The sequence below is a fragment of the Pectobacterium brasiliense genome (genome assembly GCF_013449685.1).
GTDB classification, from domain to species: domain Bacteria; phylum Pseudomonadota; class Gammaproteobacteria; order Enterobacterales; family Enterobacteriaceae; genus Pectobacterium; species Pectobacterium brasiliense_A.
The window spans coordinates 22,345-35,580 of record NZ_JACDSF010000002.1 but is presented as its reverse complement, the minus strand read 5'-3'; the positions used below and the strand labels follow the sequence as shown (position 1 = coordinate 35,580).

General features: G+C 53.1%; 11 protein-coding genes and 1 other RNA gene. 8 read left to right on the top strand and 4 right to left on the bottom strand.

The features are described from left to right. Positions 1-109 precede the first annotated feature (109 nt). The 3 genes from apbE to ydiK all read right to left on the bottom strand — a co-directional run bounded on the left by apbE (position 110) and on the right by ydiK (position 2,794). On the bottom strand, positions 110-1,156 hold the full coding sequence (apbE, locus tag H0248_RS01135) for an FAD:protein FMN transferase ApbE (RefSeq protein WP_180784356.1): 1,047 nt from the start codon (positions 1,154-1,156) through the stop codon (positions 110-112). Positions 1,157-1,247: 91 nt separating this feature from the next. Then, positions 1,248-1,359: antisense sRNA RprA (gene rprA, locus H0248_RS01130), an RNA gene on the bottom strand. Positions 1,360-1,684: 325 nt separating this feature from the next. After that, positions 1,685-2,794: an AI-2E family transporter YdiK gene (ydiK, locus tag H0248_RS01125; RefSeq protein ID WP_180784355.1), complete on the bottom strand. Its 1,110-nt coding sequence runs from the start codon at positions 2,792-2,794 to the stop codon at positions 1,685-1,687. Between the two features lie 285 nt (positions 2,795-3,079). Here ydiK and ydiJ point away from each other — a divergent pair, with 285 nt between their 5' ends. Continuing rightward, positions 3,080-6,133 carry a D-2-hydroxyglutarate dehydrogenase YdiJ gene (gene ydiJ, locus H0248_RS01120; RefSeq protein WP_180784354.1) on the top strand — a complete coding sequence of 1,018 codons (3,054 nt, stop codon included), beginning with the start codon at positions 3,080-3,082 and terminating at the stop codon, positions 6,131-6,133. After that, on the top strand, positions 6,133-6,549 hold the full coding sequence (gene menI, locus H0248_RS01115) for a 1,4-dihydroxy-2-naphthoyl-CoA hydrolase (RefSeq protein WP_104212276.1): 417 nt from the start codon (positions 6,133-6,135) through the stop codon (positions 6,547-6,549). Before ydiJ ends, menI begins: the two co-directional genes overlap by 1 nt. 63 nt (positions 6,550-6,612) lie before the next feature. On the opposite strand, the gene H0248_RS01110 is transcribed toward menI, so the two are convergent. After that, positions 6,613-7,014 (bottom strand): hypothetical protein, encoded by a 402-nt coding sequence (locus H0248_RS01110; RefSeq protein WP_039286032.1) that lies wholly within the window; start codon positions 7,012-7,014, stop codon positions 6,613-6,615. A 426-nt stretch (positions 7,015-7,440) separates the two neighbouring features. On the opposite strand from H0248_RS01110, the gene sufA reads away from it, so the two are divergent. From sufA to sufE, 6 genes are all read left to right on the top strand, one after another. Next, positions 7,441-7,812 (top strand): Fe-S cluster assembly scaffold SufA, encoded by a 372-nt coding sequence (sufA, locus tag H0248_RS01105; RefSeq protein WP_015840661.1) that lies wholly within the window; start codon positions 7,441-7,443, stop codon positions 7,810-7,812. A gap of 13 nt (positions 7,813-7,825) precedes the next feature. Continuing rightward, positions 7,826-9,325 (top strand): Fe-S cluster assembly protein SufB, encoded by a 1,500-nt coding sequence (sufB, locus tag H0248_RS01100; RefSeq protein WP_180784353.1) that lies wholly within the window; start codon positions 7,826-7,828, stop codon positions 9,323-9,325. A gap of 96 nt (positions 9,326-9,421) precedes the next feature. Then, the gene (gene sufC, locus H0248_RS01095; RefSeq protein WP_014915795.1) at positions 9,422-10,168 is read left to right on the top strand and encodes a Fe-S cluster assembly ATPase SufC; all 747 of its coding nucleotides are present in this window, start codon (positions 9,422-9,424) and stop codon (positions 10,166-10,168) included. After that, complete coding sequence (gene sufD / locus H0248_RS01090; RefSeq protein ID WP_180784352.1) at positions 10,143-11,489, top strand: Fe-S cluster assembly protein SufD; 1,347 nt, start codon at positions 10,143-10,145, stop codon at positions 11,487-11,489. The genes sufC and sufD overlap by 26 nt, the downstream gene beginning before the upstream one ends. Beyond that, positions 11,489-12,712 (top strand): cysteine desulfurase SufS, encoded by a 1,224-nt coding sequence (gene sufS / locus H0248_RS01085; protein ID WP_180784357.1) that lies wholly within the window; start codon positions 11,489-11,491, stop codon positions 12,710-12,712. The genes sufD and sufS overlap by 1 nt, the downstream gene beginning before the upstream one ends. Positions 12,713-12,745: 33 nt before the next feature. Further along, on the top strand, positions 12,746-13,162 hold the full coding sequence (gene sufE, locus H0248_RS01080; protein ID WP_180784351.1) for a cysteine desulfuration protein SufE: 417 nt from the start codon (positions 12,746-12,748) through the stop codon (positions 13,160-13,162). Positions 13,163-13,236 lie beyond the last annotated feature (74 nt).

Genomic DNA, 13,236 nt, shown 5'->3' with positions numbered 1-13,236 from the left:
AAAACGTTCCTGACGTTTTTGTCCTTGGCGCAAACGCTTTACTCTTCTATTCCATTACCACCGCTCAGCAGCAGCTGATCGCAATCGGTACTAAAACATATTTTTCATATTACGGTGCCGCAAGCAGGAAGGATTTAAACTGTGGCGTCATTACCGCGCTAAATCCCTTATCCGTTTTGGTAATCAGATACACCGCCAGACCCTGTTGTTCTGCCAGTTTTAACGCCTTCTCTGTTCCCAACACCATCAAACCGGTATCCCAGCCATCGGCTTCCAGCGCGGTTGGTGCAATCACGGTTGCAGAAACCAACTGATGAGTAATCGGTCTGCCCGTCTCGGGATCGATAACGTGAGAATAGCGCTTGCTGTCCTCTTCAAAATAATTCCGATAGCTGCCGGAAGTACTGATCGCATACCCCTGCAAATTCACCGCCGCCTGTGCTGCATTTTCCTGATCGGTGGGTTTCTGTATCGCCACACGCCACGGCGTTCCCTCAGCGTTCACCCCACGACTGGAAACCGCTCCACCGACGGAAACCAGATAGTTGGTGATCCCTTTACGCGTCATTAACTGCGCGAGAACGTCTGCGCCGTACCCTTCGCCCAGCGTGGAGAGATCGACATACAAATCCGGCAGATCTTTCTGAATCCATTCTCCTTTTTCGCCACCGATCAGCTTCAGGTGACGCAGCCCGACATGTTGTCGCGCTGCATCGATCTGCTGCTGGCTGGGAACCCGCGTAGGCTGCTTCTGCGGGCCGAACCCCCAGAGATTAACCAACGGGCCGACGGTGATATCCATCGCACCGTGCGTGGCTTTACCGATACGCAGCGCAGCCAGAATAATATCCGCCATGCCATTGCTGATGGGCTGGGGATCCGTTCCTCGGTACTGATTAAAACGCGACAGGACTGAATCGTCACGGTAGGTGGAAATCTCATCATTGGCCCGCTCCAGCAGAACATCGATTTCTCGTTGCAACTGCTGTTTGTCCTCGGTGATGTTGCCGCTAATTTTTACGCTGTAAAACGTCCCCATGGTTTTGCCTTCAATGGTCAACAAAGGGCGCTGTGTCGTCGGCGTTGGATTATCGCAGGCTGTCAGAAGGCTGAATAAGCCACAGAGTAGTAATCTCTTCGCGGCAAGAGGCATCATGAAAAACTCCTGAAAAACTGAACTGAGGGTAGGCAAACAGGAGAATAACAAAAAAGGGATGAAGCGTAATTGAATGGAAGGCAAATGAAAGGAAAAAAAAGGCCCATCTCAGGGGATGGGCAAAGACTACACACAGCAATTCGTTACTCACTCTGACGAGGAGGAAACCTCATTGACAAACAGTAGGTTAATACTAGCTCCGGTATTTATCCTATGGATTATGCCCTACTCAGTCATTAAGAATCATCCTAATAGTTAATTATTTTTTAAGGATTGGCCTCTCAGAGTTTTTGTATTGTCAATAATATTGATGCATTAGAGAAATGATATCAAAATTTTTAGGACTAATCCCTAAGAATAGAGGGTTAATCATTAGCTATTTTTACCTATTGAAAAAGTAAGGGAATGATAGCGCCGAAAAATGGTGCTAAAACCGTGCACGAAAATAATGCCGAAGAAGCGATGCCGAGAGAGGGAATGCGTGGGCGGCGTACCGCCCACGGGAAGAGAAAACGGTGACTGCCGGTCTTACTCTTTATCTGGCGTGTTAGATGTATTAACAGAGAGGATGTTTTGCGGTTCGGGGATTTCACGCATCCAGGCAAACAGCAGACGATAGGAAACGGCGAGGACGACCGGGCCAATAAATATCCCTATCATGCCAAACGCCAGTAAGCCGCCAATCACGCCGGAAAGAATCAGCAACATAGGAAGATCGGCACCCATTCTGATTAATACTGGGCGGATAACGTTATCGATGGTGCCAACGACGCAGCTCCAGACCAGCAGGATAGTGCCCCAGGTGGTATCGCCCGTCCAATACAGCCAGATAATCGCAGGAATCAATACTGGAAGCGGCCCTAATTGCGCCAGGCAACACAGAAACATCAGCACGGTTAATAGCGTAGTGTAAGGAATCCCAGACAGCCCCAGACCGATTCCGCCTAACACTGACTGCACGATGGCTGTTACCACCACGCCCAGGGCGACGGCGCGAATTGACTGTGCTGCCAGAATCACGGCGGCATCGCCGCGCTCTTGCCCCAGCCGAATGGCGAAGTGTCGCACAGCCTTCGCAACGGCTTCCCCCTTGTAATAGAGCAGGGCGCTGAAGATCAGCATCAGGGAGCAGTGCATCAGAAAGCGCCCGACATGCGCCGCCTGTTCCACCAGCCATGTCGCGGTTTTACCAAAATAGGGTTGCACCTTGGCGAATAGACCGCTGCCGCCGCTTTGCAACAGCGCCTGCCAACTGTTGAATAATTTCTCTCCCACTAAAGGAATGGATGTCAACCACTCCAGTGTCGGCGGCGAAAAGTTTTCCTGCCTGGCTCCCCAACTCATTAGCACCGAGCTGTTATCCACCACGCTACTGACAAGAACGGCAATCGGGACAATAAATAGCAGGATAAGTAGCAGCGTCATCACGAGCACGGCGAGAGAACGTCTCCCCCATAATAGCGCCTGAAATCTAATCAGCATCGGCCAGGTGGCAATGACCACCATACATGCCCAGGCGAATCCTAGGATAAAAGGCTGTACCACCCAAAAACAGGCAATAATCATGATGGTAATAAACACCAGACTGAACAGGATTCTGGCCAGATCAAGTCGTGGTGGCTGGGAATATTTGCTCAATGAATCGTTCCTCAATAGCAAAGAAAGGGCTTAGGCGAGGTCGCTTTGGTTAATCACGAATCATCATGAGATATTTCTGGGTGTTTTGACAGCCTATTGAACATTTTGTTGGTGAAACGGCCATTAGCCAACACGCTGTATGTTTTTGCCGATCCGGGAGCGCACACGATTGCGAAATGTGATAAAACGTGATGTCCCCGATGACAGAGCGGCTATATCGGGCTCTTCACAGGCATATCACGACATATTGGCAAACACATCATGTACGGACAGGGTCAAAAAATAATGATCCCACAGATCACGCAATCTCCCGGGCTGGTCCAGCCGGTGCTTAATTTTCTGGAAGCATTGAAGAAAAATGGATTCACGGGCGATACGGCGACTAATTATGCCGATCGTCTGACGATGGCAACGGATAACAGCATCTATCAACTTTTGCCGGATGCGGTGGTCTTCCCCCGTTCAACCGCCGATGTCGCGATCCTCTCGCGGCTGGCGGGCGAGGCGCGTTTTTCAGGGCTGACCTTTACTCCACGCGGTGGCGGGACAGGAACGAACGGGCAGGCGCTGAATCGCGGCATCGTGGTCGATATGTCGCGTTATATGAACCGCATTCTGGAGATCAATCCTGAGCAAGGCTGGGTGCGCGTCGAAGCGGGCGTCATTAAAGATCAGCTTAATCAATACCTGAAGCCTTATGGCTACTTCTTCGCACCCGAGCTCTCGACCAGTAACCGGGCGACGCTGGGCGGCATGATCAATACCGATGCCTCAGGGCAAGGTTCGCTGGTGTACGGCAAAACCTCAGACCATGTGCTGGGGCTACGTGCGGTCCTGCTGGGTGGCGAAATGCTGGATACGCAGGCTATGCCGGTAGAGCTGGCAGAGAAACTGGCGTTAGAAGACTCCGCCATTGGCCGTATTTACCATACGGTGCTGCACCGCTGTCGCGAACAGCGTGCGTTGATTATCGACAAGTTCCCTAAGCTGAATCGTTTTCTGACGGGTTATGACCTGCGTCATGTGTTCAGCGATGATCTCCAGACCTTTGATCTGACGCGTATTCTGACCGGGGCGGAAGGCACGCTGGCGTTTATCACCGAAGCGAAGCTCGATATCACGCCGCTGCCAAAGAGCCGCCGTCTGGTCAATATCAAATACGACTCCTTCAACTCCGCGTTGCGCAATGCGCCGTTCATGGTGGAAGCGAAGGCGCTGTCCGTTGAAACCGTGGATTCCAAAGTCTTAAATCTGGCTCGCGAAGATATCGTCTGGCATTCCGTTAGCGAACTGATTACCGATGTACCTAATCAGGAAATGCTCGGTCTGAATATCGTTGAATTCGCGGGTGATGATGAAGCGCTGATTAACGGGCAGGTCGACGCGCTCTGTCAGCGGCTGGATACGCTGCTGGCAAACGGAGAAGGCGGAGTAATTGGTTACCAAACCTGTAACGACCTGTCCGGCATCGAGCGTATTTATGCCATGCGGAAAAAAGCCGTCGGGCTGCTGGGCAACAGCAAAGGGCAGGCGAAGCCCATTCCGTTTGCGGAAGATACCTGCGTGCCACCACAGCATCTGGCCGATTACATCGAAGAGTTCCGTGCGCTGTTAGATAGCCACAACCTGACGTATGGCATGTTCGGCCACGTTGACGCCGGAGTGCTGCACGTTCGTCCGGCGCTGGATATGTGCGACCCACAACAGGAAATGCTGATGAAACAGCTTTCCGACCAGATTGTCGCGCTGACGGCCAAATATGGCGGTCTGCTGTGGGGAGAGCACGGGAAAGGCTTCCGCGCTGAGTACAGCCCCGAATTCTTTGGGCCGGAACTGTATGCCGAGCTGCGCCGCATTAAGGCCGCGTTCGACCCTGATAACCGACTTAATCCCGGGAAGATTTGTGCGCCGCTGGACGTGGATGCGCCGATGATGAAAGTTGATGCGGTCAAGCGCGGCACGTTCGATCGCACGATCCCGCTGACGGTGCGCACGGCGTTCCGTGGCGCGATGGAATGTAACGGTAACGGGCTGTGCTTTAACTTTGATGCCCGTAGCCCAATGTGCCCGTCGCTGAAAATCAGCGGCAACCGTATTCATTCCCCGAAAGGCCGTGCGACGCTGGTGCGTGAATGGCTACGCCTGCTAGCGGAGCAGGGCGTCGATCCCGTCGCGCTGGAGAATGCGTTGCCGCAGCAGAAGCTGAGCCTGCGCGCCTTTATCCAGAAGACCCGCAATACCTGGCAGGCGAAGCAAGGGGATTACGATTTCTCGCACGAAGTCAAAGACGCGATGTCGGGCTGTCTGGCGTGTAAAGCCTGCTCAACACAGTGTCCTATCAAAATTGACGTGCCCGGTTTCCGCTCTCGTTTCCTGCAACTTTATCACACGCGCTACCTGCGTCCGGTGCGTGACTATCTGGTCGCCGGTGTCGAAAGCTATGCGCCACTGATGGCGCGCAGCCCGAAGACGTTTAACTTCTTCCTGAAAATGCCGCTGCTGAATAACCTGAGCCGTAGCCAGATTGGTATGGTCGATTTGCCGCTGCTGTCATCGCCGTCGCTGCGCCAGCAGTTTGCCGGACATAGCGGCGTCAATACCACGCTGGAACAGCTGGAACAGTTGCCGGAAGCGGCACGCCAGCAGTACGTGTTAATCGTGCAGGATCCATTTACCAGCTATTACGATGCGCAAGTGGTGGCGGATTTCGTTCATCTGATCGAAAAGCTGAAGCTAAAACCGGTGCTATTGCCGTTCTCGCCAAACGGAAAAGCGCAGCACATTAAAGGCTTCTTACAGCGCTTTGCTAAAACGGCCTCGAAGACGGCAGATTTCCTGAACCGCGTCGCCAAATTAGGCATGCCGATGGTGGGCGTTGATCCGGCGCTGGTGCTGTGCTATCGCGACGAATACCGTGAGATTTTGGGTGAGAAGCGCGGCGATTTCCAGGTGCAACTGGTGCATGAATGGCTGGTGACGGCATTGGCAGACAGCACGTCGCAGCCTGCCACTGGCGAATCCTGGTATCTGCTGGGGCACTGTACGGAAACCACGGCGCTGCCGATCAGCACGAAACAGTGGTCCGACATTTTCTCACGCTTTGGTGCCAAACTGGAGAATGTCAGCGTCGGCTGCTGCGGCATGGCGGGAACCTACGGGCATGAAACCAAGAACCTCGCCAACTCGCAGGGAATCTATGCGCTGTCCTGGCAGCAGGTGTTGCAGAAGTTACCGCAGAAACGCTGCCTGACTACCGGCTATTCGTGTCGCAGTCAGGTGAAACGCATGGAAGGCAGCGCATTGCGCCATCCGCTACAGGCCTTGCTGGAGATTATCTGATGCTATGGAAACGACAGGTTACGCTTGAGCAGCTTAACGAACCGAGCCAAACGTGTATGGTGGGTCATGTCGGTATCCGCTATACCCATGTCGCGGAGGATTATCTGGAAGCGGTGATGCCAGTGGATTCTCGCACGCGTCAGCCATTTGGCTTATTGCACGGCGGTGCCTCCGTTGTGCTGGCGGAATCGCTGGGTTCCGTTGCGGGCTATTTGTGTTCTGAAGGCGATCAGCAGGTGGTGGGGCTTGAAATCAATGCCAACCATCTGCGAGCCGTGCGTGAAGGGGAAGTGCGGGGCGTATGCCGGGCGCTTCACGTTGGCCGCCGTAGCCAGGTATGGCAGATTGAGATTTTTGATAATCAGAATCGCCTGTGCTGCATTTCACGTCTGACGACATCGGTCATTACGCCGTAAGCATGAAGCACGAAACCAGATTGCTGGTCGGTCTGGTTTCGTTGTTGGTAAATCGATAGTTCTTTAGGGGAGAAACGGCACGCGCTTAACGAAGTCGGTCTGAAACGCGGTGGCTTTGTCCCATGAGCCTTGCATACTTAGTTGATGGCAAATCGACTTCAGCGTGTTACGGGCAAAGTAGTAGCTTTGCACGCGAAACAGGTGGCAACGCCCTTCATTATTAATCTCTTTAATCAACCGATTGTGCAGCTTGACCAGCGCATGCAGATAGCTCTCGTCATCGCCATTTCTCAGACAGAGTTCAACCATGTCCATGCAGGCGTTATGATAGCGACGTAAATGGTCAATATTGCTTCCCGGACGGTTTAAGCGAGCTTCCGCCATATAGAAATCAACGGTGGCATCGCGAATCTGAAATTTATATTCGTCAATTTGATGGTGCAGCCAGGCATTCACGGAAAGCATGGTTATCGATCCTGGATATGAAATGATAATCATTATCATATTGATAAAAAAGGTCATGATCAATGGGCAAAACGTGCTTTAACGTCAAAAGTCCGATCGGAAATCACATAAATCTTCATATACCTTCCCTGTTTTACAAATAGGTATCGCCGATAAATGTTATAATAATGATAACGAAATGATAATTTTCGCCTTCCCGAAAGGGACCGAGGTGATACTATTAATTCATTTATTATCAATTGTTTAGCTGGTTTTTTACTACGTTGTTTGGCGCGCCCGAGACGTGTAAAATGGTGCTATTGGCTTGCTAAAAACTGAAATGTTACGAATAGCCCTGCGAAACAAGAGGTTGAAGCTAGTTTCATTATCACTAACATTAGGGGAAACCAGCCTAAAACTGGTACCACACGTAATGAGGTATTCCATATGCAAGCGGAAAATGTAGGGACGTTTTCACTGGATGAAAATGTCTGGCAGGGATTGACGCTGACAGAAAGCGCCGTGAAGCAGATTAAGAATCTGATGAAGCAGGATGAGGCCGTGCAAGGACTGCGGCTCAGCGTTAAACAATCAGGCTGTGCGGGGTTTGGCTATGTGCTGGATCTGGTACAGGAGTTCGAAACCGACGATCTGGTATTCGAACGTGATGGTGCAAAACTGTATGTCCCACTGAAAGCGATGCCTTTCATTGACGGCACAGAACTTGATTTCGTCCGTGAAGGGCTGAATCAGATATTCAAGTTTAATAATCCCAGAGCGCAGCATGCTTGTGGATGTGGCGAAAGCTTTGGCATTTAAGTGATGAAAAATTATGGCACGTAGCACGGTAGATGTACCTGATGATGTCCAGATCTGGATGGGTGATGGACGCTATAAAGAAGGTTTCTTTACGCAATTGGAAACCGATGAGCTGGCGCGCGGCATCAATGAAGATGTCGTACGGGCGATCTCGGCGAAGCGTAATGAACCTGAGTGGATGCTGGAATTCCGCCTCAACGCCTACAAGGCGTGGCTGGAGATGGAAGAACCGCATTGGCTGAAAGCCCATTACGAGAAACTGGACTATCAGGACTATAGCTATTATTCCGCGCCTTCCTGCGGTAACTGCGACGACAGCTGTGGCTCTGAGCCCGGCGCCAAGCAGCAATCTGGGATTGCGGACGTGAATAATTACCTGACCAGCGAAGTAGAGAACGCGTTTAATCAGCTGGGCGTTCCTGTCCGTGAAGGCAAGAAAGTGGCGGTCGATGCGATTTTTGACTCCGTCTCTGTTGCGACCACGTATCGGCATGAGCTGGCTGAAAAAGGCATTATCTTCTGCTCATTCAGCGAGGCGATTCAGGAGCATCCCGATCTGGTGCGCCAGTATCTCGGTACGGTCGTCCCAGCGAACGACAACTTCTTTGCGGCGCTGAACTCGGCGGTCGCCTCCGACGGCACGTTTGTGTACATCCCGAAAGGCGTGCGCTGCCCGATGGAACTGTCGACGTATTTCCGCATTAACGCGGCAAAAACCGGCCAGTTCGAGCGTACGATCCTGATCGCCGATGATGACAGCTACGTCAGCTACATCGAAGGCTGCTCCGCGCCCGTTCGTGACACCTACCAGCTGCACGCCGCGGTGGTGGAAGTCATCATCAACAAGAATGCCGAAGTGAAATATTCCACGGTGCAGAACTGGTTCTCCGGTAAAGATGATGCCGAAGGCGGGATTCTAAACTTCGTGACCAAGCGCGCGCTGTGTGCTGGCGAGCATTCGAAAATGTCCTGGACGCAGTCAGAAACCGGCTCCGCGATCACCTGGAAATACCCGAGCGTTATTCTGCGCGGTGACTACTCCGTCGGTGAATTCTTCTCTGTCGCGTTGACCAATGGTCGTCAGCAGGCCGATACCGGCACCAAGATGATTCACATCGGTAAAAACACCCGTTCGACCATTATCTCTAAAGGGATTTCCGCCGGACGTAGTGAGAACACCTACCGCGGTCTGGTGAAGATCATGCCGAGCGCGACCAACGCCCGTAACTTCACCCAGTGTGACTCCATGTTGATCGGTAGCGAGTGCGGCGCGCACACCTTCCCGTATGTGGAAGTGCGCAACAATACCGCGCAGTTGGAGCACGAAGCGACGACCTCGAAAATTGGCGAAGACCAACTGTTCTACTGTCTGCAACGCGGTATCAGCGAAGATGACGCCATCTCGATGATCGTGAACGGATTCTGTAAGGACGTCTTCTCTGAATTGCCGTTGGAATTTGCGGTAGAAGCACAAAAGTTACTGGCGATTAGCCTGGAACACAGCGTGGGTTAATTCGGCGGTTACCGGGATTTTCACAGAGAATAATGAGAATCATCGGTCCCGGAATTCATTAAGCGCTCGCCACATTGGGCGTTGGAAGGAATAAGCATGTTAAGCATCGAAAATTTAAAAGTCAGCGTAGAAGGCAAAGAGATCATCAAAGGGCTTAATCTCACCATTAAGCCGGGTGAAGTTCACGCGATTATGGGCCCGAATGGCTCAGGAAAAAGTACGCTCTCCGCGACGCTGGCTGGACGCGAAGAATATGAAGTGACCGACGGTTCGGTGAACTTCAAAGGGAAAGATCTGCTGGAATTGTCTCCAGAAGATCGTGCGGGCGAAGGCGTCTTCATGGCGTTTCAGTACCCGGTAGAGATCCCCGGCGTCAGCAACCAGTTCTTCCTGCAAACCTCCGTTAACGCGGTGCGTAAATACCGCGAGCAGGAACCGCTGGATCGCTTTGACTTCGCCGACTTTATCGAAGAAAAGATCAAGTTATTGAATATGCCGGAAGATTTGCTGACCCGTTCGGTCAACGTGGGCTTCTCCGGCGGTGAGAAAAAGCGTAACGATATTCTGCAGATGGCGGCGCTGGAACCGGATCTGTGCATTCTGGATGAAACCGACTCCGGCCTGGACATCGATGCACTGAAAATCGTCTCTAACGGCGTGAACTCCCTGCGCGACGGCAAACGTTCGTTCATCATCGTCACGCACTACCAGCGTATTCTTGATTACATCAAACCGGATCACGTCCACGTTCTGTATCAAGGGCGCATTGTGAAATCCGGTGATTTCTCGCTGGTGAAACAGTTGGAGGAGCAAGGCTATGGCTGGCTTACCGACGAGCAATAAGGTGACGGGCGATAACGCGACGGGTAAAACCAGCATCGCACAGAAACAAGAGCAGGCGCTGCAGCAATGGCATGGTTTGTTTGAACGCGATGCATCGCGCCGCTCTGAAGAAGCGAACCAGCACTGGCAGGACGTGGTGCGCCTTGGCTTACCGCACCGTAAGCATGAGCACTGGAAATACACGCCGCTGGATGGCTTGCTGAGCAACGAATTTGTCGCACCACAGGCACCGTCTCTCGATCGTGCAGCGGTAGACGCCCTGGCCTTAGCAGTAGATAGCTGGCGTCTGGTGTTTGTCGATGGCGTATTCAACGCAGAACTCAGCGACAGCGCCTGGGGTCCTTATCAGATTGACGTACAGGCGGCGCGTGCGCATGGCGTGTTGCCTGCGGCTATCCAGTCCGAAGTGTTCCTGCACCTGACCGAAAGTCTGGCTAGCACAAGTACGCTGATTCATCTGGCTGCCGGACAGCAGGCGGAAAAACCGCTTTACCTGTTACACATTAGCAGCAGCCAGGAAGCCGCGTTGAACACGGTTCACCATCGTCATCACCTGAACGTTGGGCGTGGCGCGAGTGCGGAAATTATCGAGCACTACGTCAGTCTGGATGAGCATGCGCACTTTACTGGTGCACGCCTGACGGTGAATGCAGCGGAAAATAGCCAGGTTAGCCATTATAAGCTGGCGTTTGAAGCGGCGGCGGGCTACCACTTCGCGCATAACGATCTGGTTCTGGCGCGTGATGCTCGGGTTCGTAGCCACAGCTTCTTGCTGGGGGCGGGTCTGACGCGTCATAACACCAGCGCCCAGTTGAATGGCGAAGGCACCAATCTGTCCATGAACAGCCTGATCCTGCCGGTTGGCAGTGAAGTGTGCGATACGCGAACGTATCTGGAACACAATCAGGGCTATGGCGAAAGCCGCCAGTTGCATAAAGTCATCGTCAACGATCGCGCCAGAGCGGTGTTTAACGGCATGATCAAAGTTGCGCCACATGCGCTGAAAACTGACGGGCAGATGACTAACAACAACCTGCTGCTGGGTCGACTGGCTGAGGTTGATACCAAGCCACAGTTGGAAATCTACGCAGACGACGTGAAATGCAGCCACGGTGCCACGATTGGCCGCATGGACGAAGAACAGCTGTTCTATCTGCGTTCTCGTGGTATTACGCAGCAGGATGCGCAACAGATGATCATCTTCGCCTTTGCGGCGGAAGTCACAGAAGCGATTGAAAACGAGTCTCTGCGAGATGTGGTTCTGCAACGTATCGCGCAGCGTTTGCCCAACGCGCTGGCGAATGCCGGCAAGGCGGTATGATGAGTTATCCTATTGAACGGGTTCGTGCCGATTTCCCGCTGCTGGTAAGTGAGGTTAACGGTCAACCGTTAGCCTATCTTGATAGCGCCGCGAGTGCGCAAAAACCGCACGTGGTTATCGATCGCGAAGCCGAATTCTATCGCCATGAATATGCTGCTGTGCATCGCGGCATTCACACGCTGAGCGCGCAGGCGACCAGCGCGATGGAAGCCGTGCGCGAGAAGGTTGCCTCCTTTATCAATGCGGCTTCAGTGGAAGAGATTGTCTTTGTTCGCGGGACGACGGAAGCCATCAATCTGGTGGCCAACAGCTACGGCCGCACCTTCATCCAGCCGGGCGATAACCTGATCATCACCGAGATGGAACACCACGCGAATATCGTTCCCTGGCAGATGCTGGCGGAAGCGCGTGGCGTTGAGGTTCGCGTATTGCCGCTAGCCGAAGATGGCTCTCTGGATGTTGCGCAGCTTCTCGGCTTGCTGGACGAACGTACTCGCCTGCTGGCAGTAACGCAAATCTCTAACGTACTCGGTGCCCTAAATCCAGTTAAGGCCATGATCGCACAGGCAAAAGCGGCTGGTGCGGTTACGTTGGTCGATGGTGCGCAGTCGATTATGCATCAGACGGTCGATGTGCAGGATCTGGACTGCGATTTCTTTGCCTTTTCAGGACATAAGATCTACGGCCCATCGGGTATTGGCGTGCTGTACGGCAAACGTGACCTGCTTCAGGCTATGCCGCCGTGGGAAGGCGGCGGGGCGATGATTCGTCAGGTGAGCCTGCATACGGGCACCACCTATGCCGATTCACCGTGGCGCTTTGAGGCTGGTTCGCCCAACACGGGCGGTATCATGGGCTTAGGCGCTGCGTTGGACTACGTGACGGCGCTGGGGCGTGAAGAGATTCAACGTTATGAATCTTCTCTGATGCAGTATGCGCTGGAAGCGCTCACGCAGGTGCCCGATCTGACAGTGTACGGGCCCGCTGAACGCCACGGCGTTATCGCATTTAATCTTGGGCAGCACCACGCCTATGACGTTGGAAGTTTCCTCGATCGGTACGGTATTGCGATTCGCACCGGCCACCATTGCGCGATGCCGCTGATGGAACACTATGGTGTTCCTAGTATGTGCCGCGCCTCGCTGGCCGTTTATACTACACGCGAAGAAATTGACCGGCTGGTTGCCGGATTGCAACGTATCCATCGATTGCTGGGCAGTTAAGCGCCGCGCGCGGATCTGTCCGGGGAGGAAAACATGGCGAGTCTGCCAGAACCGCAGAAACTGGCGCGTAATTTTGCGCGCTGTAATGACTGGGAAGAAAAATATCTTTATGTCATCGAGTTAGGGGAGCGTCTTGACCCTCTGCCCGACGAGTGGCGTAATCCCGATAACCTGATTTCGGGGTGCCAAAGCCAAGTTTGGATTGTGACACAGCTCGACGAACAGGGCATTATCACCCTACATGGCGACAGCGATGCTGCCATCGTGAAAGGGCTGATTGCTGTGGTTTTCAGCCTGTATCAGGGGCTGACAGCGCAGGAGATTGTTGAGCTAGATGTGCGGCCATTCTTCGAATCGCTGGCGTTGAATCAACACCTGACGCCATCCCGCTCTCAGGGGCTTGAGGCGATGTTGCGTGCGATTCGCGCACATGCGGCGGCACTGCTTTAATTTTCTTCCCTGTTTTCTGCTTTCCTGAAGTATAAAAAAGCGCTGTGACGGAAAAAACGTCCAGCGCTTTTTTG